The 26,799-nt window shown below is 41.8% G+C and carries 22 protein-coding genes and 1 pseudogene; 14 read left to right on the top strand and 9 right to left on the bottom strand.

Annotated elements, in window-relative coordinates; translation table 11 throughout:
- Window positions 1-33: 33 nt before the first annotated feature.
- Together GW828_RS14865 and GW828_RS14870 are read left to right on the top strand one after the other, a co-directional pair.
- Complete coding sequence (locus GW828_RS14865; RefSeq protein ID WP_273058477.1) at window positions 34-987, top strand: D-2-hydroxyacid dehydrogenase; 954 nt, start codon at window positions 34-36, stop codon at window positions 985-987.
- Window positions 988-1,026: 39 nt separating this feature from the next.
- The gene (locus tag GW828_RS14870) at window positions 1,027-1,473 is read left to right on the top strand and encodes a hypothetical protein (RefSeq protein WP_124017870.1); all 447 of its coding nucleotides are present in this window, start codon (window positions 1,027-1,029) and stop codon (window positions 1,471-1,473) included.
- A gap of 170 nt (window positions 1,474-1,643) precedes the next feature.
- Here GW828_RS14870 and purT read toward each other — a convergent pair whose 3' ends face one another.
- Both purT and GW828_RS14880 read right to left on the bottom strand, forming a co-directional pair.
- Window positions 1,644-2,834, bottom strand: a complete 1,191-nt coding sequence (gene purT / locus GW828_RS14875) for a formate-dependent phosphoribosylglycinamide formyltransferase (protein ID WP_273058479.1) — start codon at window positions 2,832-2,834, stop codon at window positions 1,644-1,646.
- A 385-nt stretch (window positions 2,835-3,219) separates the two neighbouring features.
- A complete protein-coding gene (locus GW828_RS14880; protein WP_124017872.1) occupies window positions 3,220-4,521 on the bottom strand; it encodes a DEAD/DEAH box helicase in 1,302 nt (433 codons plus the stop codon).
- Between the two features lie 908 nt (window positions 4,522-5,429).
- On the opposite strand from GW828_RS14880, the gene GW828_RS14885 reads away from it, so the two are divergent.
- Entirely contained in the window at window positions 5,430-6,383 is a 954-nt protein-coding gene (locus GW828_RS14885) for a DUF4238 domain-containing protein (protein ID WP_273058482.1), read from the top strand.
- 257 nt (window positions 6,384-6,640) lie between these two features.
- Here the strand turns inward: GW828_RS14885 and GW828_RS14890 are convergent, their stop codons facing one another.
- Window positions 6,641-7,999 (bottom strand): NCS2 family permease, encoded by a 1,359-nt coding sequence (locus GW828_RS14890; protein WP_182698982.1) that lies wholly within the window; start codon window positions 7,997-7,999, stop codon window positions 6,641-6,643.
- 745 nt (window positions 8,000-8,744) lie between these two features.
- Window positions 8,745-10,532 (bottom strand): aminopeptidase P family protein, encoded by a 1,788-nt coding sequence (locus GW828_RS14895; RefSeq protein WP_273058484.1) that lies wholly within the window; start codon window positions 10,530-10,532, stop codon window positions 8,745-8,747.
- Between the two features lie 275 nt (window positions 10,533-10,807).
- On the opposite strand from GW828_RS14895, the gene GW828_RS14900 reads away from it, so the two are divergent.
- Window positions 10,808-12,022, top strand: a complete 1,215-nt coding sequence (locus GW828_RS14900) for a M24 family metallopeptidase (RefSeq protein WP_273058486.1) — start codon at window positions 10,808-10,810, stop codon at window positions 12,020-12,022.
- A gap of 107 nt (window positions 12,023-12,129) precedes the next feature.
- Here GW828_RS14900 and GW828_RS14905 read toward each other — a convergent pair whose 3' ends face one another.
- The 3 genes from GW828_RS14905 to GW828_RS14915 form a co-directional block, all read right to left on the bottom strand.
- Window positions 12,130-12,600, bottom strand: a complete 471-nt coding sequence (locus tag GW828_RS14905; protein ID WP_124017877.1) for a BamJ family beta-barrel-assembly machinery protein — start codon at window positions 12,598-12,600, stop codon at window positions 12,130-12,132.
- Window positions 12,601-12,702: 102 nt separating this feature from the next.
- Entirely contained in the window at window positions 12,703-13,053 is a 351-nt protein-coding gene (locus GW828_RS14910) for a DUF1294 domain-containing protein (RefSeq protein ID WP_124017878.1), read from the bottom strand.
- Window positions 13,054-13,158: 105 nt separating this feature from the next.
- Window positions 13,159-14,307 (bottom strand): DUF418 domain-containing protein, encoded by a 1,149-nt coding sequence (locus GW828_RS14915; protein ID WP_273058489.1) that lies wholly within the window; start codon window positions 14,305-14,307, stop codon window positions 13,159-13,161.
- Window positions 14,308-14,613: 306 nt separating this feature from the next.
- Between GW828_RS14915 and GW828_RS14920 the strand changes: the two genes are divergently transcribed.
- Window positions 14,614-15,294 (top strand): SDR family oxidoreductase, encoded by a 681-nt coding sequence (locus tag GW828_RS14920; protein ID WP_182742087.1) that lies wholly within the window; start codon window positions 14,614-14,616, stop codon window positions 15,292-15,294.
- Window positions 15,295-15,772: 478 nt separating this feature from the next.
- Here GW828_RS14920 and GW828_RS14925 read toward each other — a convergent pair.
- Window positions 15,773-16,054: pseudogene (locus tag GW828_RS14925) on the bottom strand (outer membrane beta-barrel protein); the annotation flags it as partial.
- Between the two features lie 544 nt (window positions 16,055-16,598).
- Here GW828_RS14925 and GW828_RS14930 point away from each other — a divergent pair.
- Both GW828_RS14930 and GW828_RS14935 read left to right on the top strand, forming a co-directional pair.
- Window positions 16,599-17,048, top strand: coding sequence for a PA2169 family four-helix-bundle protein (locus tag GW828_RS14930; RefSeq protein ID WP_124017882.1), 450 nt, complete (start codon window positions 16,599-16,601; stop codon window positions 17,046-17,048).
- Window positions 17,049-17,290: 242 nt separating this feature from the next.
- Window positions 17,291-17,482, top strand: coding sequence for a CsbD family protein (locus GW828_RS14935; RefSeq protein WP_124017883.1), 192 nt, complete (start codon window positions 17,291-17,293; stop codon window positions 17,480-17,482).
- A 301-nt stretch (window positions 17,483-17,783) separates the two neighbouring features.
- Here GW828_RS14935 and GW828_RS14940 read toward each other — a convergent pair whose 3' ends face one another.
- Window positions 17,784-18,260 carry a hotdog fold domain-containing protein gene (locus GW828_RS14940; protein ID WP_182722487.1) on the bottom strand — a complete coding sequence of 159 codons (477 nt, stop codon included), beginning with the start codon at window positions 18,258-18,260 and terminating at the stop codon, window positions 17,784-17,786.
- A 153-nt stretch (window positions 18,261-18,413) separates the two neighbouring features.
- Here GW828_RS14940 and GW828_RS14945 point away from each other — a divergent pair, with 153 nt between their 5' ends.
- The 7 genes from GW828_RS14945 to GW828_RS14975 all read left to right on the top strand — a co-directional run bounded on the left by GW828_RS14945 (window position 18,414) and on the right by GW828_RS14975 (window position 26,776).
- Complete coding sequence (locus GW828_RS14945; protein WP_475909052.1) at window positions 18,414-19,337, top strand: polyprenyl-phosphate transporter; 924 nt, start codon at window positions 18,414-18,416, stop codon at window positions 19,335-19,337.
- A 486-nt stretch (window positions 19,338-19,823) separates the two neighbouring features.
- Window positions 19,824-20,786, top strand: a complete 963-nt coding sequence (locus tag GW828_RS14950; RefSeq protein WP_220487700.1) for a YbgA family protein — start codon at window positions 19,824-19,826, stop codon at window positions 20,784-20,786.
- Window positions 20,787-20,797: 11 nt separating this feature from the next.
- Entirely contained in the window at window positions 20,798-22,231 is a 1,434-nt protein-coding gene (gene phrB / locus GW828_RS14955) for a deoxyribodipyrimidine photo-lyase (RefSeq protein WP_273058493.1), read from the top strand.
- A gap of 277 nt (window positions 22,232-22,508) precedes the next feature.
- Window positions 22,509-23,720, top strand: a complete 1,212-nt coding sequence (locus tag GW828_RS14960) for an NnrS family protein (RefSeq protein WP_182754224.1) — start codon at window positions 22,509-22,511, stop codon at window positions 23,718-23,720.
- A gap of 161 nt (window positions 23,721-23,881) precedes the next feature.
- Entirely contained in the window at window positions 23,882-25,303 is a 1,422-nt protein-coding gene (locus GW828_RS14965; protein WP_273058495.1) for an ammonia-forming cytochrome c nitrite reductase subunit c552, read from the top strand.
- A 220-nt stretch (window positions 25,304-25,523) separates the two neighbouring features.
- Complete coding sequence (locus GW828_RS14970; protein WP_404716985.1) at window positions 25,524-26,027, top strand: nuclear transport factor 2 family protein; 504 nt, start codon at window positions 25,524-25,526, stop codon at window positions 26,025-26,027.
- A complete protein-coding gene (locus GW828_RS14975; protein WP_182754231.1) occupies window positions 26,027-26,776 on the top strand; it encodes an SDR family NAD(P)-dependent oxidoreductase in 750 nt (249 codons plus the stop codon). The genes GW828_RS14970 and GW828_RS14975 overlap by 1 nt, the downstream gene beginning before the upstream one ends.
- Window positions 26,777-26,799: the final 23 nt, after the last annotated feature.

The following is a 26,799-nucleotide window of genomic DNA, read 5'->3' on the forward strand; positions in this document are numbered from 1 at the left end:
TGTGCACGCTGTTATTAATAGGGCCAAAAATCGATGAAAATAGTGGTATTAGATGGTTACACTCTGAATCCTGGTGATTTGAATTGGCAGGCGCTTGAGGCATTAGGCGAGTGCGATATTTACGACCATACACCACTCGATCAAATCGTCAGTCGCTGCCAAGGTGCACAAATTGTGCTGACGAATAAAACCCAGTTGAGTGCTGCAACCTTAAAGCAACTGCCCGGATTAATTTATATTGGGGTTCTTGCCACAGGCACCAATGTTGTAGACATGGATGCCGCAACCGCGCAGGGGATTGTGGTCACCAATATTCCTGCTTATGGCCCAGATGCCGTGGCGCAAATGGTGTTTGCCCATATTCTGCATCACCATCAGCAGGTGGCCTTACACGATCACGCTGTTAAAGCTGGACAATGGGCTGCTAATCGGGATTTTTGTTTTAGTTTGAGTCCATTAACCTCGTTAAAAGGATTAACCTTAGGGGTGGTGGGGTATGGCGATATTGGTCAGCAAGTTGCCAATTTAGGTGTGGCATTCGGTATGAATGTCTTGATCACCACTACGCAACCGAAAACGAATTTACCAGCAGCCATTCAATGGTGTCAACGTGACCATTTACTTAAGCAAGCCGATATTATATCGCTACATTGTCCGCTTAATGCGGCAACCAAATATATGATAAACAGTGACAGTTTACACTTACTTAAACCGGGTTGTTTATTAGTTAATACTGCTCGCGGCGACTTGATTAATGAAATTGATTTAGCCCAATGGCTTAACCATGCTCATGGATTTGCTGGCGTTGACGTGCTATCAACTGAGCCGCCAAGTCATGATAATCCGCTCCTTAGTGCTGCCAATATTACCATTACGCCACATATTGCTTGGGCAACATTGCAGGCTAGACAAAATCTACTCAACATCGCGGTTGAAAATGTACACCAGTTTCAACAGGGTAAAGTGTTGAATCAGGTTAATGGCTAATGGCTTTTTAATCACCACCAGTAATACGGATATTCGCTTATGTCACTATGGAAAATCTTGTTTGATTTTGTTGATAAAGAACGGACAAAGTTTGATAACGTACGTCATGATACCCATGCGCTGCAATTTGAGATTGAATCAAATATTCATTTTATCGTTGATGGCTTAGCGCAGGAAATCAGCGCCGCTGATATTATTAAAGGGTTAGAAACTAAAGCGTTTGAACATGCCATGAGCTCAGGTTTACGTATTCGACAAGCTCGACTGAGCGCTAAAACCATTGAGGGTTATAAAGAGTTTGATAAATATCTAGATGAGCCAAGTGATGTGTTGGTGAAAAACCTGTATATGAAAATTACCGTATTACGAAAATTGATCAATGTGGGTAAGTTTGATCAGGAACGTAAACTCAAAGCGCTATTTCGTCTAATGATGTTAGTCCACTTTCATTTAGCCAGTAAGTCACTGCCAAAAGCAAAAAACTAAGTTATCAAGCTAAGGTATACATTCACTCAAACACTTAAAAGCAAAAAGCAAAAAGCAAAAAGCAAAAAGCAAAAAATAAGCCGCTGAAACGTGTAACAGATTCGGCAGCTTAATTTTGTCTATCAAGTCATTTTGTTGAGCTGTTATTGCTTAACTGAGATAAGCGTTATTTAAAATAGAACCTTGATATTACTCGCCACTATTTTAGCTTTTTCGACCGCAGCTTCCACCGAGCTATCACGAGCTAATGCAACGCCTAAACGACGGCGACCATCAATATCGGGTTTACCAAACAAACGTAATTGAGTGTTAGCCGGGGCTAACGCAGCCGCGATGCCTTGATAACGAATATTGGTCGAGGTGCCTGTTGCTAAAATCACTGCAGAAGCGCTGGGTCCATGTTGGGCAATATTGCTGATTGGTAAGCCCAAAATCGCTCGAACATGCAAAGCAAATTCAGATAAATCTTGGCTGATTAAAGTGACTAAACCTGTGTCGTGTGGCCTTGGTGATACTTCAGAAAAGTACACTTCATCACCGCGAATAAATAGTTCAACCCCAAATAAGCCATATCCACCCAGAGCTTCAACCACACGTTGGCTCATAGCTTGAGCTTTTTGTAGTACATCAGCTGGCATGGCTTGTGGTTGCCATGATTCACGATAATCACCATCTTCTTGTCTGTGACCAATTGGGTCACAAAAGTGAATGCCATTAACAGCGCTAATGGTTAGCAGGGTAATTTCGTAATCAAATGGAATAAAGGCCTCAACAATCACTCGGCCTTTGCCTGCGCGGCCGCCTTCTTGAGCGTAAGCCCATGCGTGCTGAACAGTGTCTGCTGATTTAATCACACTCTGACCTTTACCAGATGAGCTCATCACCGGCTTAACCACACAAGGAATACCAATATCGGCTACGGCTTGTTCAAATTCTGCTTTGGTGTCACAGAAAAAATACCTTGAAGTTGGAATCGCTAAGGTTTCTGCCGCTAGACGGCGAATACCTTCACGATCCATAGTCAGTTTGGCCGCATTGGCTGTCGGCACGACATGCAGACCTTGTTGCTCTAGTTCCACTAAGGTTTGGGTGGCAATGGCTTCAATTTCTGGAATGACTAAATCAGGCTTTTCAAGCTCAATAACCGCTTTTAATGCCTCAGCATCCAACATGTTAATTACATGAAAACGATGAGCAATTTGCATAGCAGGCGCATTAGGGTAGCGATCAACCCCAATCACCTCAATACCATAACGTTGCAGCTCAATAGCCACTTCTTTGCCGAGTTCACCGCAGCCTAATAGCATCGCCTTAATCGTGCCTGGAGTATTTGCTGTGCCAAATGTAGTAGGAATCGCCATGATGATGTACAGCCTCTGTGTAGGGATATTTTTATATGCCGAACAGTGTAACGAGATGCACTATTAAAAAGCCATTACAAAAGTCACTTTATGGCGAAAATAGTACGAATATGACTGTTTTTTGTGATGAAAGATTGTGTTTTTTTGACGACAAGTCTAGATTTTTGCATGTGTTGTAGCTATGAGTCATGGCACGACAGGATTTACATTCTTTGCGATTATTGCTCGGCTTTATGCTTAGGCTAGTTGTGACGTCATATCCTGAGAATGCTCCATAGTGATAACAAAGGATATTGCTGGTAGCAATGCGCCAGATGACACGCTAATGACTTTAATGAATACGCAAAAAAGGCGCCGAAGCGCCTTTTTGTTTGCATCAAAAAGATTACTTAATTTTTTTGTACTTCACGGTACTGCTCACTTTACCGACTTTAACACGACGGCCATCCATGTTTTTCTCGGCAATCATCTGTGCGCCAGCGTTATCACCGCGTTGTTGCTTTTTGGCAAAACTACGACGTTTTTCAATTTGCTTAAGCAGCATTTCACGGCTACCCACTTCATAACCTGGTACCGTAACACGGCGAATTTGTTGGCCAATTAATTTTTCAATGTCAGCTAATGTGCGTTCTTCTTCACGGCTTACAAACGAAATTGCCACACCAGTTTTACCAGCACGGCCAGTACGGCCAATACGGTGGACATAATCTTCGGCTAAAAACGGTAAATCGTAGTTAACAACGTATTCAAGGTTTTGAATATCAAGACCACGGGCAGCAACTTCGGTGGCCACTAATACACGAATTTTGCCTTCAACAAATTCACGTAGCGCGCGACGACGACTACCCTGGGCTTTTTCGCCATGAACCACGCCAGATGGAATACCATCCAGGTTTAACTCTTTAACTAACTTGTCTGCCGCATCACGGGTCGCGGTAAATACCAACACTTGGCGCCAGTTTTTAGTGCCGATAAGCTCAGATAATAATTCACGCTTGCGACGTTGTTCAACAGGGTAGATAACTTGGCTTACGGTAGCTGCTGTGGTGTTTTGTTTATCCACAGTAATTACTTTTGGTTTTTCAAGCATTTCATTCGCTAGCTTTTTCACTTCGGTAGAGAAGGTGGCAGAGAACAACATGTTTTGGCGATTTTTATTTACTGCTTGGAGGATCTTTTTAATATCGGCACTAAAGCCCATATCAAGCATACGGTCGGCTTCATCAAGTACTAAAAACTCAACATTAGATAAACTTAAGTTACACGCCACTATGTGTTCAAGTAAACGACCTGGTGTTGCTACAATCACGTCGGCGCCGCGTTTCAGTTTTTGTGACTGAGTATCTATCTTAACGCCACCATAAATGGTTAATACGGTTAAGTTGAGGTGTTTACTGTAAGCGGTAATGTTATCTGCAACCTGTGCGGCAAGCTCACGAGTTGGTGTAAGAATTAAGGCGCGAGTGTTAGACGGCATCGTTTCTTTTGGGTTATCACACATTCTTTGCAGAATAGGCAGTGCGAAAGCCGCCGTTTTACCTGTTCCTGTTTGTGCGCTGGCCAACACGTCTTCACCACGGCGGATTGCCGGGATCGCTTGTTGTTGAATTGGCGTCATAGATTGATAACCGCACTCAGCGATCGCGCGTAATATTTCTGGGGCGAAGCTAAAAGATTCGAATTTCATGGTGCGGTTCCTGTATGTACATCAAAACAAAGCGATTTAGTTGCGATAAGTTAATATTATCTTCACAACATCAATCTGGAATATTGGGGCCGATAGCCTTATTTATGGCTGAACTCATGCTTAACTGGGTTGATTAACGTCTTCGGATAGCTGAAAAACATTAAGCTTGAATGATACACCCAATTGAGTGCCATCGATAAGCGGCCGCGGAGTATAACAAACTTTTGTTTAAATCCTGAACTTTATCTGTGTCAAAAGAGAAGATTTTTTAGCAGGGAATAGTTTAGATGATATGGATTGATAGTCATGGCAATTACAGCACCTTAAGTGCGTGGCTGTTAACTCGTTTTTGGACAAAAGTGGGTTATAACTTATCTTTTTGTAAATTTTACCCTGAGCCAACTAAATTCTTGGCTGGTAGTTGGACTTTCGTCCGAGTAATGCCCAACCTATTGCATATTTACTAGTTTATTTTAGGTCGTTAATTCAATGTTATTAATTGCCTGCCGCAGGCTTTAGTGCAGATAATCCAGTGAGACGCCGCTAGCACGTCCTTGTGGGCTTAACCAAAACATCCGTGTTTTGGATACTCCCTAGCTTATCTACACCTGAATTTTTGTCTCTTCGATTCAACTTCATTGATGGCTATGGAAAAGTGCTATACAAGAACATGAGTTAAATCATTTATGGACAGAAATAAGCTAGAGCTTTAAATCTAAGTTATGAAATTTTGATTAGTGAAAGTATCTTAAGTTATTCTAAGGGCTTAATTCGCTCCAACTCCCTTGATCTTTTATTGTGAGCATTTAGAAAAACGACAACGGCATTTCTCGAAAAATCGTCAGCACTTTCAAGCTGATTAATAATGGCTGGCTGGATTCATAGCAGCAATAACATGAGAATATTTGATGAATCTAAAAAATACTGCTAAGAGACAACACTATGTTCCAAGACTTTTATTAAAAAGATTCACAGACATTAATGAGAAGTTATGGGTGTTTGATAAATGGGAAAAAAATATTTTTGAATCTTCAATTAATGGTGTAGCAGCAGAGAATTATTACTACAATTATAACGTGTCAGGAGTTGTACGCACTTTAGAGAATGAGCTAACTGAATATGAAACCAAAGCGTCTAAAATTATTGATAGTATTGTAGAAAGCAACTCTCTACTAAATCTCACTGATGATGATAAGTACAATTTTTCTGAGTTTATTTCACTTCAATATCTGAGAACTCCATTTGCTTTTAATCAATCACTCAATTTCTATGACCAGTTAATGTCTGATCTGTTTTTCAAAGGTATTAGTCCTGAGCAAATTGAAGGGTATGAAGAGCTGACCGAAGACTCACTGAGATTATGGAGGCTGAGCAGTCTCTCTGACTTTAAGATGTTTTCTCAGCATTTTTTTAATAAAACTTGGGTTTTACAAGCTTCAACTTCAACATCACCGTTTTGGATTTCAGATAATCCTATATCCTTTCAAAACTCAAAGAGGGAAGGTGAAAGGGGGAATATCGGTTTGGAAGTTGATGGAATAGAAGTATATCTCCCTCTAACTACAGAGCTTACATTGGTACTTTTGTGTGGGGGCACAACAAAGTTCATCTGTGATCAGTATAAGTTGATAGAAGATGACCAGAAACTTAAGCAATTACACCCTGAACAATTTGAATCTATAGAAAACGTATATAATTGCATTAAAAACGGCAAAGTTTTGGCCTCTACAGATAGTAATGTAACTAACTTGAATTCCCTTCAAGTTAAATACTCTACTAGGTTTATTTTTTCTTCTAATAATGACTTTAGCCTAGCTCAAGAAATGATAGATTCTGAACCTCAGCATATACGGCAGCGTTGAGTATTTTTGAGTAAAAAAGCCCGTTACAGCGATGGGTTTTCCTTAGTTTGTGGAAAATAGGCCATATGTCGACGTTAACACCCATCTCAGCTAAGGCCTGAGACTTATAGAGACTATTATCAAACTTTTGATTTTTTCCAAATGACTGAGTAATTGTACTAACGCGTAATTAGGCAAAACCAAGTTAGCTTATATGGTTGTTGAAAACAAAAAGGCCAGCCTCTATGGCTGGCCTTAATATCGAGTTTACAATTGGGTTAAATCGCCCAGCCACCCATGTAGAAAGCGACTAAACCTAGGGTGATTAAGATGACTCCAAGTCGCAGCTTACGCCACTCGCCGCTACATATGCGGCCAATAACCAAGGTAACAAAGCCAAGCATAATCCCAGTAACGATATTACAGCTTAAAATGATAAATACCGCGCAGGTTAGGCCCGCCATTGCATCGACTTTATCGTCAAAATCAAGCTTGGTGACGTTGCTTAGCATCAGTAAGCCAACATACATAAGCGCAGGAGCTGTCGCATAAGCGGGTACCAAAAAGCTTAACGGCGCTAAGAACATCATCATCAAAAATAACAAGCCAACGATGGTTGCAGTCAGGCCGGTTTTGCCACCTGCTGCGGTTCCAGCTGCGGATTCAATATAAACTGCTGCAGGAGCGCCGCCTACCACGCCAGCAAAAATACTGCTGACTGAGTCTGATGTCAGTGCTTTACCACCGCCGACAATATTGTCGTTATCATCGAGAAGTTCCGCTTGTCCGGCAACTGCCCTAATCGTGCCTGTTGCATCGAAAATGGCGGTCATCACCAATGCCAATACAATCGGCAGTACTACTGGATTCAATGCGCCCATAATATCGAGTTGACCAATCAGCGATGTATCAGACATTAAGTCCGGCAAAGCAAATAGCCCTTGATAAGTCACGCTTGGATCAAATATTAACCCAAAAATCGATAGTCCGACTATTACCAATAATATGCCACCTGGTGTGCCCCGGCGCTCAAGCCCTATGGTCATAGCAAGACCAATAATCGTTGCGATAACCGGTAAACTATTAATATCACCAAGCTTTACGGGTAAACCGGCATCGTTTGATACAATCAATTTAACGCTATTGGTTGCGATAAGGAGTAAAAACAGACCAATACCAATTCCCGTACCGTGAGCGATACCGGTTGGCAGGTTAGTGAGCACCCATTGACGGATCCCTGTGACACTCACAAGTGTAAATACGATACCCATCAGGAAAATAGCGCCAAGAGTCACTGGAATCGATATTCCCTGTCCCAGCACCATGCTAAATGCAGTAAATGCGGTGAGTGATATTGCACACCCTATGGCCATAGGTAAATTAGCCCATAGTCCCATGAGTAATGAACCAAACGCGGCAATTAAACAAGTGGCGATAAATACCGCAGCAGGATCAAACCCTGCCGCGCCGAGCATGTTTGGCACCACAATCACCGAATAAACCATCGCTAAAAACGTCGTTAAGCCAGCAATGACTTCACGTTTTAAGGTACTACCTCGGGCAGATATATTGAAATAACGATCCAAAAATGAATCAGAAGCGGCGGTCGAGCTAGAGAGAGTCTGTTCAGACTTCATAGTGATTATACCTTTTGATCTCTTAAATTATGAGTTAACCAATGGTCATTCATTGGCGACACGGCTATGGCAGGTAGAGCCCTAAACAAGAAACACTTAGGTGAGAGATCCACTTGGCGCATATAGCGTTAGTGACCTGCGAGTATTGTGCTAAACAACTTTGTTAAACACATGTCTGGTAAAATTTACTCTTACCAACATAGCCTTTGTTGGCGCGGAGTTTACAACAATCGACAATGCGGAAATAGGAAGCGGCTAACATTTTTTGTTATATAGGCAAAAACGCACTAAAAACAGATTGTTTTGTATACCTCACAATAAAATTAACTCGCTGCAGTTATAACACTTTGAGCATTTATCACTAATAACGGATCGCCGCCCTTGGTATGGCCATTTAATACCATTATTTAGTAATAGTGGCGTTTGCCAAAAATAGGCAAATTAACCGACGTGAGTTCAAGATCGACGTTGGCAACATTATGCTGTTATTGCGCATTATCGATGAAGAGATAACAGTGACGTCTTACGATCCAAACGGGTTAATACATGTATACAGGTTAACTCATGATAAATCTGACGATAAATATGCTTGTGATGATGGGGGAAATATTGCCGCTGATGTCGTGCCTTAGCGTGCTATGACCTAGTTTGAGCTTAATGGTATTTCACTAAAAGGGCTTTAGACGAGTTATTCGTCTAAAGCCCTATATTCAGTGCTTGCGCGTTATGTTGTATTGGTTAACGCTTAAATCGCAGCAGTTACTTTATTGAGCCAAGTTAACTCATCACCTTGCATTAATGGCGCTAAGGTTTGATGCACTTTTTGCTGATATTGATTAAACCAATTGACTTCAAAATCAGTTAACAATGACTTATCAATTAAGCGTGCATCCATTGGAATATGAGTTAACACATCAAACTCGTACATTTCACGCTCTGCACCCGTTAGGGCTTGGCAATGCTGCACTGTAACCAGGTTTTCGATACGAATACCAAAACCGTCGGCGCGATAATAACCAGGCTCATTGGACAATACCATGCCCGGCAGTAATGCCACGCCATTGACGTTTTTGCCAATACGCTGCGGGCCTTCGTGAACACTTAAAAAGTGACCGACACCATGGCCAGTACCATGGTCATAATCAAAACCATGCTGCCATAAATACTGACGAGCAAACGCATCGAGTTGTTGACCAGAAGTGCCTTTAGGGAAACGGGCAGTATCAAGGGCAATATGGCCTTTTAATACCAGCGTGACCATTTTCTTCTGCTCATCGGTCACCTTGCCAATGGCGATGGTGCGAGTGACGTCTGTGGTGCCATCTAAATATTGCGCGCCAGAATCGACCAAATAAATGCTGTCCATGGTCATGGTGCTTGGCGTGCCATTATTGTGGTTGTAATGGCACATAGCGGCATTGGCGCCGGTAGCTGAAATGGTGTCAAAGCTTGGTTCGCGATACAGTGGGTCTTGTAATCTAAAGCTTTCTAACTTGTCAGCCAGTTGGGCTTCATCATGCATGATGTGTTGCTCAACTTGGTTGTCTAACCAGGCTAAAAAGCGGCTCACTGCTGCGCCATCACGGATATGACATGCACGCATACCGGCTAATTCGGCGCTATTTTTTTGTGCTTTAGGTAATGCAACAGGGTCACTACCTACAATCAGCTTTGCGCCAGCTTTTTGTGCGAGTAGTTGCGAGTATGCGTTAGCAGAATATGGGTCAGCTAATAACTTAACCCCCTTCATTTGTGCCAACACAGAAGCCAGCTCTGCTTCATCTTTAAAGCTCACGCCAGTACCAACGTGCGCGGCAATATTTTGCGGCACTTTGGCTAAATCGGTAAAAAAGGTCATGTCGCCATTGGTTGATAATAATCCACAACCAAGAATGACGGGGAAGCGTGGTACATCATTACCACGGATATTGAGTAACCAACAGCATGAGTCTAATGCTGCAATTAGAGCGACGTCGGCACCTTGTTTTTTAACCAGCACACCAATTTGTTGACGTTTCTCAACGCTATTACGTCCTGCTCCTTGATGACTGAATAGCGTCATGGTTGATGCTGACGGTGCAGGGCGATCTAACCAACTTATATCGATTGGGTTGTTATCTACGTCGACGAGATTGATGTCGGCTTTATCAAATTGTGCTTTAGTTTGTTGATACCAAGCTAGGGTGTGTAAACGGCTATCGATGCCGACACTCGCGCCAGCAGGTAACGTGTCAATTAACCAGTCAATTTGTGGATCGTCATACAGACTTAAATATTCAAACAAGTTACCGTCTACTTGTTGACGCACTTGCACTGTGTAACGGCCGTCAGTAAATATTGCCGCGCGGTCTTTTAGCACAATAGCCATGCCAGCAGAACCGGTAAAGCCAGTGGCCCAATGTAAACGCTCATTACGGGCAGGTACGTATTCACCTAAATATTCGTCAGCGCGGGGAATGATGAATGCATCTATTTGGTTTACTTCAAGCAGCTGGCGAATGGCGCTAAGGCGCGTAGCAATAATATTGGACATGGTTTCTCCATTGGAGGCGACTGATGAACTCAGCTCTGTAGAATGAAGGGGGATTATCGCAAGTGTGACGGCAAACTGGCAAGTGAAGTCGCTGACATAATGTTTATCAAACAGACAAAAATTGTAAACTTATATTGTATACAATGGTAACAAAGCGATGCAGACGGTATTCTTGTCGGTAGTAATTATCTTGTATATTTGGACAAGATAAGACGATTTGATTCAATCATTCTATTGCTAGATAAATAACAATAAAAATAACTAAAGGAAAACCTATGACAATCGGTGTCGGCGGCGTTAGCCCGCAACAAGCATTAGCCACACTCACGAATATGACTCATGGCATAGGGTTGATAAGTGATGATGAATTTAATCGACGAATTCAACATGCACAACGATTGATGGCACAACACGGTTTAGATGCGATTTATGTTAATGCTGGCACTAACTTGTACTATTTTACTGGTACTCGTTGGTTTGCGAGTGAGCGTATGGTTGGTGCTATTATCCCTGCTGTGGGTGAGGTGCAGTATATTGCGCCAGCTTTTGAGCTCGATACGTTACAGGGATATATGACCATTAAGGGCCAAGTGAATACGTGGCATGAGGATGAAAGTCCATTTCAGCTATTTGCCGACGTGTTAGATAATATTGGCGTGAGCCAAGCCAAAATTGGTATTGATGAGTCAACCGCCTTTTTCATCAGTGATGGCATAGCCCAAGCCGCTCCACAGCATCGATTTGTCAGCGCCACAACGGTCACAGCTGGATGTCGGATGATGAAGTCGGTTGCTGAAATTGCCTTAATGCAACGTGCTAAAGACATGACCCTTGAAGTACATAAAGCGGCGGCCAGCATATTATACGAGGGCATTACTACCACAGAGGTTGAAAACTTTATTCACCAAGCTCATGTTGCCGTTGGTGCGCCTAAAGGATCGTATTTTTGCATCGTACTATTTGGCCAAGATACTGCTTATCCGCATGGGGTTAAATCGCCTAAAGCATTAGCGCTAAATGATACTGTCCTGATTGATACAGGGTGCCAGTTACAGGGATATAACTCAGATATCACCCGTACTTATGTATTTGGTGAACCCAACGCTCGTCAACGTCAGTTATGGCAACTTGAACAAGATGCGCAAATTGCCGCATTTGAGGCGGCGCAAATTGGTACACCGTGTGGCGAGGTAGATGCTGCTGCGCGCAAAGTACTTGAAGCTGCTGGTTTTGGTCCAGGTTACGCAGTTCCGGGCTTACCTCATCGTACAGGCCACGGTATTGGTTTAGACATTCATGAATGGCCATATTTGGTGGGTAATGATATTACCCCGCTGGCGGTTGGTATGTGCTTTAGTAACGAGCCAATGTTATGCGTACCAGGCGAGTTTGGTATTCGCCATGAAGACCATTTCTATATGACAGCGCAAGGGCCTAAATGGTTTACACCGCCGGCGAAGTCTATCGATGATCCGTTTTATCTAGCATGATAATCAAATTGTTATCGAGTGAAGGCTAATGAGTCAATAACCCATAACAAAAAGCCTCCAACAAGGAGGCTTTTTTATTTTCAGTTTAAACTGATACTCAGTGCTGATTAGTTAATCTCAAATAACTCAACGTCAAATATGAGTACTGAACCACCTTCAATTTTGCCGGTGGAGCGATTGCCGTAAGCCAATTGGCTAGGAATATAAAAACGGAATTTATCGCCAATACTCATTAGTTGTACACCTTCGGTCCAACCAGCTATGACTTGGTTTAAGCCAAAGCTGATTGTTTCGCCGCGATCAACAGAGCTGTCGAATACTGTACCGTCAATGAGTGTACCGTGATAATGCACGGTGACTTTACTTTTTGCGCTCGGATGTTCAGTGTTTTCGCTTTTGACTAATACTTCATATTGTAAGCCCGATAAGGTTTGTATCACACCTTGGCGTTTGGCATTTTCAGCTAAAAAAACCTTACCTTTCTCAATGTTTTCTTTCGCGGCTTTAGAATTGTTAGATTGAGTAAAAAAATAAAAAATAACGCCCGCAATGACCAGTACGGCCAAAATCATACGCATAATTGATCTCGAATTGTTGGGTAGATAGTGCGACTAGTTTAGCGCAAAAACTGCTGGGCTAATACTTCTCAACGTAGCTAAAGGTAACATTGAGCTAAGAGGTTAACGGTATGCGTCTAATAACGGATGCCACTGCTGGTAACACAATAAGCTGAGCCCTGCTGAGTTGAGTACGATACAACACCACAACACCCATTTAAAAGATGATTTTTGGGTTTTATGGCGTAAGTGATATTGCCCAAGTAGCGCTGCAGGCCAGCCGCCAATTAAGGCAAAAAATTGTAAGGTACTTTCTTTTATGCGCCATTTCCCTCGTTTAGCCGCCGATTTGTCGCGGTAGTACAAGGTAAATGTGAGCAGATTAATTATGCCATATACTCCAGCAAGCCAAGGCTGGACTGCAGCCCAAATAGCACCGATAAGCAGTAACATTAACCAAGCAAATTTATTCATGCTAGCGTCAGCCCAGTAAGAGTAAGTTCATCTATCTGATGAGATAGAGCAATATTGCACAGAATGTCTGTTATAGACGATTTTCTCATAAGTATTGATTATTCATTAGCTGGTACGTGAGACTAGCATACGCCAAAGCTTTTCTAGCGGACCTTGATTAAATATACGTAAATAGACATCGGCTAACACCAGCTGTAACAGGCTGTAGATAATTGCAATTGATAAGTAACCTGTTCTATCTAGCGAGTACAGCCACTCTGGTGCGATATAACGTAGTAGCAATATACCGACAATTGATTGCAGAATGTATAAACTAAATGCCAGCTTACCAACGTTCTGCAGCAGAGTTAATCTATGGGGAGTATTTTTGCATAGCTTTACAATAATATGGATATAAATCAAAGCAGTCGCAAGCGCGCTGAACCATAATAATAGATCTGATATCGCTTCCCACATTGGATTACCGCTAAGACTCAGCAGTGAATCTAATGATGACAATACCACGGCCCAAAACACACATTGCCACAGGGTTTTATTGTCCAGCCCATCAATAAATATATTACGTTTATATAACGCCATGCCCAATAGCATTAAGCCTGCGATATACCACATTAACGTTAATGGGATCACCGCTAACATGTAAGCAAACAAGCTTAAATGCAGCTTCAGTTGTTGCGAATAGCTGCCGGTCCAAGCCGACAGTTGCTCAGTGAAAAAAGCTGACTCGCGTGAGTAAACTTGATCGTCAGGCATCAGTGAAATAAGCGCGATGGGGATTAGTGATAAAAAGATAAACCATTTAGCCTTGCTAATTTGCTCATCGGCACTGAGTGTGATGTAGCGAAAAGCTAATAGTCCTGCGACACCATATGATAATAAGATATCGCCAGGAAAGATGAATATGGCGTGTATTACGCCAAAGGCAATTAGCCAATATTGGCGGCTTTTTATGTGTTTATTCTTCTGGGTAGTGGTGGCTGTATCCATTTCCATTTGCTGGCGTTGGTATTGGATTAACATTCCTACACCGAAAATCATCGCAAATAGGCTAAAGAAACGACCTTCTAAAAAGAAATTGCTAAAAATGAGTATGCCAATATCTGAGCTGGGTTGAACTTCATGGGGAGCATACCCGAAAAAACTATTGCCCATAAAATAGATATTAAGGAAGAAAATACCTAATACGCCAAGCCCTCTAATCGCGTCAAGATTAGCCAAACGTATCGGTTTACTCGGAGCAGTTTGCTCATCCATGTCAGTTGTAACGTTAATAACCGAATTCCTTTTGCTATTAGCTATTTATGAACCCTCTTTATTCATTAAAGAGGTGCTGTTAGAGATTACCAACCACCTGTTGTAATGCAACTAGATAATGCGTTTAAGCTTGAAAAAACCATTATATAGGCCCAACGTTGAGTTTTGTACTGAGTAAAGTGGTATCTGTATTGCATAGCTATAACCATACCTAGCAGCGATATCGCATTGCTGTTGTTTTTATCGATACCATTTCACAGAAAAAAACCAACAAGTTAAGTAATGCTTGAATTAAGGATAAATCTCATGACAAATGAAAAAATAATATTGATTACCGGTGCCTCTAGTGGCATAGGTGCCGCAACCGTAGATAAGGTACTAGAAGCTGGACACAAAGCCGTGATCACGGCAAGAAGCACTGATAAACTTAATGAAATAGCTAAACGTTGGGGCGAAGACAAGGTCTTGGCGGTAACGGCAGATGTATCCAAACTGGATGAGATTAACAATGTCGTTGCCAAGGCGAAAGAGAAATTTGGTCGAATTGATGTTGTCTTTGCTAATGCCGGTACTGGTGTTAATGCTGCTGGCATTGAAAATGGCGATCCAGATGAATGGAAAACGATGCTCGACGTCAATATTAACGCTTTATTATTTACCGCAAAAGCCAGTTTACCTTCGCTAAAAGAAACGCAGGGGCACTTTATTATTACCAGTTCAATTGCTGGCAAGATAACGCTTAAAGGCTCTGTTTATGGCGCTTCAAAATGGTTTGCTTACGGGTTTGGACAGAATTTGGCAGCCGAAATGGCTGAATGGAACGGACGGTGTACCACGATATGCCCCGGCATGGTTAACACGCCATTTTTCGATGAGGCTAAACCTGACAAACTAGACCCTAGCGATATAGCAGATGCTGTTATATATGCTATTTCTGCTAATCCGCGATGTGATATACGTGAAATAACCCTTATGCCAACTAAGTAGCGGGAATAAAGTAGCGTAAGTCATTAAATTAGTTTGTTTAATTCATATTTTATTAACGTAAATTTTCTTCATAGCCATAGGGATAGTTTGCCGATGCACTGCATCAGCGCTAGCCCTAAAGCAAATTAATCGATTATCCTATCAATTCTTCTTACCTAACAGCCCAACAGGGCACAGCTAATATAGTCGTGTTTAATAATGAAGGTGTAATAGTTACATTAGCGCTGTAATACTTACCTACAATACACTTAGTTAGGCCAGCGCCTTTGTTTCATTTTATGGTTGTATAAAACGGTATAAGAGATTATTTAGATATGTGCTTACTGGCTGTAAAGTATATTACGGGCTGAATCGTTATCTAAAAAAGCTCCAACACATTTTAGTGTTGAAGCCATTGATAATTACCTTTGGATAAAAACATGGGGCTATTTATCCCGAATCACTACGATTAAAATTTATATTTAAACCCGACCGAGGCCTATTTTAAATCGGTTGAGAAATTAGCATCATCAATATCATCGGTTGCACTATCAAGGTTTAAGTCACTGTCATATGGTGTGTAGTCGACCTCAGCGGTCCAGCTTTCGTTAATATGATAACTACCACCAACACTAGCAAATAAACCTTCATCATCAGTGCTGTCGCGAGCGCCAAGAACCGAATAATCAGTCTTGTAGCACAATTGACCACCACGGACATAAAGACTGATGTTGTCTGAAATTGGCAAACCTAAATATAAATCTAGGGAATAGCCATTAGTATCTGCATCGGCTAAATTCTTGCCCTAGTTACCAAAGTTAATTTCAACATCTACTTCTGGATTATATGTTTTTGCTTGTACGCTAGTGTTTAAGAAACCAGCGGTAAATAAGTGTACCCACTAATATTGTCTTTTTCCTTACATATCCCACCACTTAACTCGAGTTGAAGTGAGCTAAGTAGGTGAGCTTTTTGCGCTGCCACAAACCTGCATAAACATTGACGACTTAATTGCTATTTAATCTGTTATTCACTCCGGAATAAACATTAATACTCCACAAGGCTTGGTTAAATGACTTGAGTCAATCATGTAGATATCAGACAAGTTTATGTTCTCTATTGGGGAGTAAATTAAACCACAACCGTGTGTGTAAAAACTTCATATTCCTTGTAAATTATTCATCTTTTATAGATTAAGCAGGTCAAGGTTGATTTTATTTTTCAATAAAATCAAGTTGATAAGTTTATTTTATTGTTGGGGTGTTTATTGCATCTAAGAAAGTAAGCTAACAATGGTTAGTAGTACAGTCAAAACAGGAGTGAATATGTTAAATCAAAAAACAAGTGTAGAGAATGTAACAGATGTCATCCAAGTTATGAGAGCTGGTGTCGAGTTTTACCAAGACGCGATTGAGAAGGTCAGTAATCCAGCGCTCAAAAGTACTTTCACCAAAATGGCCACGAAAAAAGCCACAGCGATTCAAGCATTACAACCACTCGCCATTGCTGAGCAAGGTGATATTGAAGATGGGAGTTCTTTTGCGGTAGAGTCGCGCAAAATATACACCAAATTTGTGGCAGTGTTCTCAAGTGATGAAGACTACACCTATATTAAGCAACTTGAAGAAGTTGAAGATAAGGTGCTTGAAGTGCTAGATGATGCAATCGATAAAAATCAACAGGGCCAGGCATTGCTTATACTGACCAATATTCGAGCGGATGCGCAATCGATGCACGACGAAATGAAAACTCTGCAACAGTTACAGAAAAACTAGTACTGGTTCATTGTGTAAATGCCCTGTGGCGGGGTATTTGAATGCTTGGTTATAATCTCTAAAGCCGGACTACGGATTAGGGATATATCTAAATTATAGCTGTCGCTGATGTGTATTTAATACCGAGCCACATCATCAATACACATCATCGGCTGTGGGTTTTGTCCAAGATGTCATTATTTAAGATGGATATGTCTACTGCGGCGACCCAGAATTTTTCTCACCTGGAGGAGTATTTAATTATGAATAACGACATTATTAAAGGTAAATGGAAGCAGGCATCTGGTTCACTAAAAGCACGTTGGGGTAAATTAACCGACGATGATTTACAGGAAATCGATGGAAAACTTGAGAAATTCCAAGGTAAGATGCAAGAGAAATATGGTATGGCTAAAGATGAGGCTAAAAAGGAATTCGACAAGTCACACTCTTAGCGTATAACCAATGAAAAAGGCGTCATGTTATATGACGCCTTTTAAAGCTCAGACTCGAACACTCTCTGAGCTGATGGGAATATTATTGCTTATTAATCAACAAGATGATTGAGTGAGTTCTGCCATTTAAACTGACTAATCTCGTCTGAAATACCTTAACTGTGAGCTTTACAGTCATCATAGAGCATAGCCATTATGATGATTTATATTGGCTTGCGCACAGCGTTATTAACATTATGCCTTTCAATCAGTTGAATAAAAAACTCAATAAAAACTGTGGATATAGACAACCTTTAGTTAATTATTTTTGAGGTTTCTGTGAAATCCACAGTTTAATGTGCCCTTGGACGACCACCACACCATTGGTATCATAGGCTTTAACATCGACTAACATATCGCCCACTTGCCACTGCTCTGGCTTTACCTCTGCAACACATAGAATATCACTCGCCGCTTTTGCAGTGTAATCGACCGACATTCCTTTTGGTATCCAGCGCAAATGCGCCGGAATCGATGCTTCAGCCATAGTGCCCATAGCCATTTCTAAACCATTACAAATAGCAATAACATGCACAGTGCCAATATGATTTTGGACTTTTTTACGCTTTTTGATTAAACATTCACAACGGTTTACACGTAAATCGCTTATGTAAGGATGTACTGTGCCAAAATAGGGCGCCATACGCGCTACCATTTTAGAGAATATATGCTTACCAAAAGGGTACGCGGTCACTTTTTGATATAGCGACATGACTTTATTAGATTTAGTTTGGGCCATTGGAAAGACTCTGGTTATTGTGTAAGTAAGTTGTCTGGTCGGATGAGGTTAGCATTGTTGTAACCTGCGGTGAAGTCATGATCAATATTTTCTATCGCTCATTACACTGGCCACAGGTATAATTTACTTGATTAGACACTTTAAGGATGAATTTTGAAAACTGACTCACTGATATTAAATTATTTTAAAGGTATGGCTATGGGGGCGGCAGATGTTGTTCCTGGGGTGTCTGGCGGCACAATTGCATTTATTACCGGTATTTTAGACCCGCTGTTGGATGGTATTCGCAAAATTAATTTGTCGTTAGTGGGGGTGATTAAACAAAAAGGGATTAAAGGTGCTTTTTTACACATTAACGGTCCTTTTTTATTGTGTGTTTTTGGCGGTATTTTAACCAGCATTTTTACCTTAGCTAAATTAATTTCTTGGCTATTAGCGACGCATCCTATTCCTGTGTGGTCGTTCTTTTTTGGCTTAATTTTGTTTTCTGTGGCTCACATGCTCAAGCAAGTGGATAAATTCACTGTTGTTCGGGTTGTTATGTTTATTGTCGGTGTCGCATTTGCATGGGCAATCACAGTGTTGCACCCTATTGAAATGCAGGTGAGTTACCTTAACTTCTTTTTCTGTGGTGCCATTGCTATTTGCGCCATGATATTACCAGGCATTTCGGGCAGTTTTATTTTACTGCTCTTAGGGATGTATCCTGCAGTGTTAGCTGCTGCAAAAGGGTTTGATATTGTTTATTTAGCCTGTTTTGCTTTAGGTGCTGTTGCGGGGCTATTGAGTTTTAGCCATGTGTTATCGGCATTGTTGCGTAAATTCCACGATGCGACTTTACTCTTTTTAACTGGGTTGATGTTAGGCACGCTCGGTAAAATCTGGCCATGGAAACAAGTGATTAGCTGGCGTGAAAACTCTAAAGGCGAGTTAGTGCCATTGGTTGAGCAAAATTTATCTCCGTTTCAGTTTGAGCACATTACCGGTGAGTCATCACAAATGATCGTCGCTATAGTGTGTCTGCTGATTGGCATTGGTTTGGTTTGGGGGCTAGAGCGCGTGGGTAGTCGAGCGTAAAACTCATATAACATTTCAATCTGTGGCGTTGAGTTAACGCCTTAAGTTGCATATGAATAAAAAGCAGAACTTAGGTTCTGTTTTTTTTATCGCTATTTTTAAGTAAGCTTATGTTGGTGTTATGTTTGATTATGTTTTGCCGCAAATGGTTGTTCGATAATAAGCCAATAACGCACTAGAAGGTGGCTTCGGATGCTATCCAAATGGGCTGCTAAAGGGTCTTGGTTATCTTGATACAATGAGTTTGTTATCAGGTTTTGTTTAGCATGACTCAGTGGCACATCTTATACTGCGATTGAAAACCGTTTGCTGCGAACAAACTTTAACCGCCCTAATCTTATATTGCACAAAACCACAAATATCCCTATAAACAATGAACTTAATTTTGTTTTATTCGTATATTTGGTCTAATTACATATGCGTTAACTATGCTATCTTTTTTAATCCCACCTTGGGAATATTACTTTTGCCACAGGAGTGCATAACATGCCAGATATCGATATATTTGTGCCAGAAAAAATCCAGATTGGGATCAGCAGCTGTTTGCTGGGTAACCAAGTTCGTTTTGACGGCGGCCACAAAAACTCCTATTACTGCAGACAAGAAATTGAACCGTTTTTTGAATACACCACAGTGTGTCCTGAAATGGCTATTGGCATGGGTGCACCACGTAAAAGTATTCGCCAAGTGCGAGATGGCGATATTGTCCATATCCGCAGTGCCGATGGCTCGTTAGACGTGACCGATAAATTGAATGAATACTCTCAAGCTAAAGTAGAAGAGTTAGACTACCTTGGTGGTTATATTTTATGTGCTAAATCGCCAACGTGCGGTATGGAAAGGGTAACCGAGTACAAAATTGGCACCAATAATGGAACCAAGACTGGTGTCGGCGTGTTTGCCAAGAAATTAATGGAGCGTTATCCACTACTACCAGTAGAGGAAGAAGGCCGTTTACATGATTTGCCATTAAGAGAGAATTTCTTTACTCGAGTGTTTGCCTATAACGATTGGCGTAAAATGACTCAGTCGGGGTTAACTAAGCACAAGTTAATGCAGTTTCATTCGCGTTATAAGTACTTACTTATGGCACATAGCCCCCAATGGTATCGCGAGCTAGGCCCTATTCTGGCTGATATTCAAGATGTTGAGCAGTCGGCGCAGGTATACTTTGAGGGCTTTATGACCGCGCTTAAAATTATTGCCACCCGTAAAAATCACACCAGTACCTTGCAGCATATTCAGGGCTATTTTAAGAAAAAACTGACGGCAGCCCAGAAAGAAGAATTAAGCGAATCGATTTTAAAATATCGTCAAGGACTATTACCTTTACTGGTTCCTATTACCTTGATAAATCATTATGTGCGTGAGTTTCCGACACCCTATATTGAAGAGCAAGTGTATTTAAATCCGCACCCTGAAGCGTTAAAGCTTCGTTACGCCTATTAGGTCGAGTGTTAATGACTTCTATGAATAGCTTGATGTGGTTCAGGCAAGACTTACGTGTTGCCGATAACCCAGCATTAGTCGCGGCTTGTCAATTTGCCAAGCAACATCAAAGTAAGGTTAGGGCTGTGTATATTGTGACTCCGTCGCAATGGGCGCAGCATGATGTCGCGCCAATACAAATTAACTTTATTCAGCGGCACGTCAATTTATTAGCCCAGTCACTTGCCGCGTTAGGCATCCCCTTGGACGTACTGCATCTTGAGTGGTTTAGTGATACTCATGCCGCGTTAAATGATTACCTGCAGCAGCATAATATTGATGCCGTGTTTGCCGGTAGCGAGCCGGAAATTAACGAACGCCGCCGCGACAGTGGCTTAATTGAGCAAGGGTTACCCCTGACGTTAATTGATCAAGACTGTGTATTGGCAAGTGGGCAAGTGCAAAATTTGTCTGGTGATATGTATAAGGTGTTTACCCCATTTTCGAAAAAATGGAAAAGCATTGCCAGTCAAAAAGCGATAGTTCCCCTCGCAGTGCCAGCTCCAGTTGCGGCAGCCTTGCCATCACCTGTCGCTATTGAGTTTACTTGCCCTTCGCGTAACAGCGAACAATGGGCAGCTGGCGAAGGTGCAGCAAAGCGAATACTTGAACAATTTTTAGCAAGTCAGGTTGCAGATTATCAAGCAGAACGAGATTTCCCCGCCCTTGAAGGCACGAGTCGCTTATCACCCTTTTTAGCTATCGGAGTGGTGAGTTCTCGTCAATGTGTTGCGGCAATATTAGCGCGATACCCAGAAGCATTAGTTGATGATACTTGCGCGGCGAAAACCTGGTTAAATGAGCTTATTTGGCGTGAATTTTATCGACATCTGCTCGTGGCATTCCCCTATTTATCAATGGCGCAAAATTTTAATGAGCTGGGTAAAGGGATTGTTTGGCGAAATAATGCTCAGGAGTTTACCGCCTGGTGCGATGGGCAGACGGGTTATCCGATTATTGATGCTGCCATGCGCCAATTAAATCAAACGGGTTGGATGCATAACCGCTTACGTATGGTGGTCGCCAGTTTTTTAACCAAGCACTTATTGGTCGATTGGCGCTGGGGTGAACGTTACTTTAGACAGCAATTGATTGATGGAGACTTAGCGGCCAATAATGGTGGTTGGCAATGGTCTGCTGGCACCGGATGCGATGCGCAGCCTTATTTTAGGGTATTTAACCCTATGACCCAAAGTAGTAAGTTTGACCCTGATGGCAGTTTTATTAAACGTTACGTTCCAGAGGTTGCTCGCTGGTCGTTAAAAGATATCCATGAACCTAAAACGGTTAACGTTAATGACTTATTTGCCTCACCACAAGGCGACAGTTATCCAAAACCTATTGTTGAACACAAGATGGCCCGCCTCCGGGCAATAGAAGTGTTAAGTGCGCTAAAGCGTGGTTAATCCTATTTATTGTCACTACTGACGAGCTATTGAGTTGATTAACTTGACTGCTTAAGTTCGCAAATCGGTGAATACAGTTTAAGGCCGCTATTATCTCTTATGATAATAGCGGCCTTTTTTTTGGGCTTAGATCACACTATGGGCTTGGCTAAGCGGTCGATTGGTGGGTATTGATTGAAGCAGTTCAATTAACGGCATAGAATGACTTATTAAAGATTTAAAATTTATGCATGTTTAAATCTTATTGCTGTTATGCCACTAAGTGAGTGAACTGTTTATGTTAAATATTGATGATCCTGCGGAAACTGATAACACTCCTGCTATATGGCGTTTAGGCTTTAGACCATTTTTTTTGGGTGGGGCGAGTATTGCGGCCTTATATATTCCATTGTGGTTAATGGGTTGGTTTACGCCACAATTTAGCCTATTTAACAGTGAATTTTGGGCTAACGTGGTGCCGTTATGGTGGCATCCTCACGAAATGTTATTCGGCTTTGCCATGGCGATAGTATGTGGCTTTTTACTCACAGCCGTTCAGGCGTGGACTAACCAACCGACCATTAAAGGGCGCGTATTAATGATCACCTTTGGGTGTTGGTTTATTGCTCGCTTGATGTTGCTGTTGCCAATGAATATTCCTTTATTTTTACCGGCAATATTCGACAGCTTATTTTTAGGCTTGAGCGCTTATGCATTGTGGCGTTGTATTTATCCCGTTAAGCAATGGCGAAATATTGGGTTTCCGCTGCTATTGCTGGTGGCCTTAGTGGTCAACTTAGTCAGTTACTATGCTCTGTCTGAACGTAACTTCTCGTTATCAACTCAATTGTGGCAAGGGATGATTTGGTGGTTCGCCATGGTGATCACTGTAGTCGGTGGCCGCGTGATCCCATTTTTTACCGCAATGAGAATTAAACAACCCAAACCCGATCCCATTATCGCACTCGAGAACACGTTAATATTGGCAATGGGTTTACTGTTTATTCAAGCCATCACTCATTGGCTTCCTAAGGGGGCAGAGCAACTGCTGCTTGTTGTTGCAGGCATATTACATTTACTCCGTTTTGCACGATGGCAAGCACATAAAACCCTAAAAGAGCCGATGTTATGGTCGTTACATATATCGTATTTTTCGTTGCCTATCACACTGTTATTAATGGCTGTAAATATTGATAACGAATATGCCTATCGTACCTTGCTGCATCTGTTTGCCATTGGCGGGATTGCTTCATTATGTTTATCAATGATTTCAAGAGTTTCACTTGGGCATACTAGTCGTAATATCTACCAAGGACCTAACATGACCTGGGCATTTTTATGTGTGCCGCTTGCTGCAGTGTTACGTGCCGTTATGCCTTTGTTGATGCCTGAATACACGCAAATTTGGTTATGGGCAGCAGGGGCTTGTTGGTTTATGGGCTTTGGATTATTTGTGTGGTTTTACGCGCCGATATTAATGCGACCACGTCTTGATGGTCGTCCGGGATAATCTGGCCACTGTATCTTTTATATCAAGTTATTTAAGTAATAACCCGGCTAGGTAGTTAAACAGACGGTGTCATAACCAGTGAACCCATTTATAGATAAGCAGTACTTTAGGCTTAGTTCTCAAAGATTAATTAACGTGATGAATAAACAAAGGTTAGCAATATGATGGATCTACTTATCGAGGTGATAATGAAGGCTACGCAGCCGATGCGAAGCAAGGTAGGCTTAAGTGTTATTCTTGGGGCAATAGCTCTGTTGAGTCTAACCTCTTGGTCGCTCAAAGGTGCTGAGGTGGATCCTAATCAACTAAAGTTTCCACAACAATATGACTCATGGCAAGCAACCGAAGACCAAGTAGAGCGAGACGATATACTGGCGCAATATCCTGCCAATATCATTTTATGGGCAGGTTCATCATTTGCCAAAGAATATCATAGCCCTCGCGGGCATCAGTTTGCTGTAGCTGACGTGACACATACCTTGCGTACTGGTGTTGCAATAGCTGAAGGTGACAAAGGTTTATCAGCCAGTTGCTGGACCTGTAAAACACCCGATGCCCCTAGATTGATTAAAGAAATGGGTATTCAAGGTTTTTCAGGTGCCAATTTTGTCGATTTAGGCCGTGAAATCAAATCCGTTGTTTACTGCAGTGATTGTCATCTTGATGGCAGTGCTAAACTCGCATTACCTCGACCACATGCACAAGATGCGATGGCAAAAATTAAACTGCCTTTTGATAAGCAAAACCACACAATGCAAGGGGCACAGGTTTGTGGTCAATGTCATGTGAGTTATTATTTCCAGCCTGAAAATAATAACAAGGTTAATATTCCATGGATTTTTGGCAGCACTGCCGATGAAATTGAAAAGTATTACGACACACGTCGCTTTTACGAATGGATCCACCCTATTTCTAAAACCCCAATATTAAAAGCGCGTCATCCAGAGTTTGAACATTGGAGTCGTTCGGCTCACGCTAAGCAAGGCGTGACCTGTATAACCTGTCATATGCCGCCTGCGACCGATGAAAAAGGCGCTACATTTACTGACCATAAGGTTGGTGGTGCATTAGACAATTTTGATCGTAGTTGTGCAAATTGTCATAGCAGTAAAGCGGGCATCACCAAAAAGCTTGATAAAACCAAAGCTACTATTGATGCTAAAGCACGACATGTAGAGTCATTGCTGATTAAGGCGCATTACGAAGCCAAAGCTGCGTGGGATGCGGGGGCTACATGGGCGCAAATGAATGATGCGATTATGGCTATTCGTCATTCACAATGGCGTTGGGATTTTGCCACTGCATCGCATGGTATGTACGCTCATAATCCTAAAGAAGGGATTGAACTACTGGATAAATCGACTGAACAGGTTACTTATGCCCGTGAAGTATTGGCCCGCATATTAAGTCAAATGTCAGTTACTGAAGTTGAGTACCCAGATTACAGTACCAAAGAAAAAGCCCACGCCGCTATTGGCTTTGTTGAAGCCGACGCGATGAAGGCGAAACATGCATTTATTCAACAGGAAGTTGATAAATACTGGCATCCAGTGGCCAAAACAGGTTACTCAGTTTCTGAATAAAACACACTATTACTGACTTTATTAACGCCTAAGCTCTACTTAGGCGTTTTGCTGTGTGGCTCATTTAACATGTTGATCTACTTTTGCGAGTATGTCGTATCAACCCCCATAAGTTTTTATTTGTTTCACGGTCATTAAATGCTTTTATCTGATTGTCATATAAGGCATTGTTATATTTATGTTCCGTGAGTTTTTAGGGTCGCGTGGTAGGAGTCTGTTAATGCAAGGTGCACAATCGATAGTTGATACTCAATCAGTACCATTAAATACGGACAATTCTGCGTCTGTGAGTGGTCATCCGGCTATTGTTGATGCCTTTATTAATATGTATCAACAGCTCAATAAAGATAATTTGTTTCTACTCAGTCAAGTCTATCGCGATGATATTTGCTTTAGAGATCCGATGCATCATGTCCAGGGCATGGAAGCATTAACGCATTATTTTGCCAACATGTATCAAAACGTCACCCACATTGAATTTGATATCAAAGAAGTGGTCATCAGTGCTGATAATCAGCAAGCCGCTTTGTATTGGACCATGAGTTATACACATCCTAAATTATGTAAAGGCCAGCTAATAAATGTTGAAGGCATGTCGCAACTTAAATTTTCCGATAAGATATTTTCTCATAGAGACTACTTTGACCTAGGACAAATGCTCTATGAGCAAGTGCCTTTTTTAGGAGGTCTCATCGGCTTACTTAAAAATAGGGTGGCGAAGTAATGGCAACTGTTAACGCGAGTTCCAAGGCCGTATTAATTACTGGAGCCAGCTCAGGTATTGGGTTAGCTTTAGCTGAATATTACCTTGAAAAAGGTATTGCTGTAATAGCTTGTGGCCGAAATTCTCAAGCATTAGAGGCGATTACCGGCGCCACACCGTTAGAATTTGATATTACTGATAATGAGCAGGTACAAGCCGCCGCCGCTAAGCTTAAGCAACTATTGCAGCATAATGGTTGGCAGCTACAGCAAGTGGTATTGAATGCCGGAAGCTGCGAATACATTGATGATGCATTGCATTTTGACTCGGCTTTATTTGCGCGAGTGATCAATACTAATGTGGTTGCTATGGGTTATTGTCTAGAACATTTTTTACCGCTTTTAGGCCGTGGTGCTCAGCTGGGGCTGATGAGTTCAAGCGCCACCTATCTGCCGTTTCCGCGTGCCGAAGCCTATGGCGCATCAAAAGCGGCCATTACTTATTTAGGTCGCAGTTTACGAGTTGATCTTGCCAAACATGGGATTGGGGTTAGCGTGATTTGCCCTGGTTTTGTTAAAACCCCCTTAACCGCTAAAAATGACTTTGCTATGCCAATGCAAATCTCGCCTCAGCAAGCCGCTGTGGCCATTTATAACGGTATGCAACGCCAAAAATGTGAGATCCATTTTCCAACCAAATTCACTTGGTTACTTAAATTAGCCTCTTTATTGCCAGAAAAATTATTAGTGTCTTTATTGGCTCCTAAATAGCTCGCTCAAGTCAATCAACAATA

Origin of the sequence: Shewanella vesiculosa (assembly GCF_009994065.1) — a bacterium.
In the GTDB taxonomy this organism is placed as follows: Bacteria; Pseudomonadota; Gammaproteobacteria; order Enterobacterales; family Shewanellaceae; genus Shewanella; species Shewanella vesiculosa.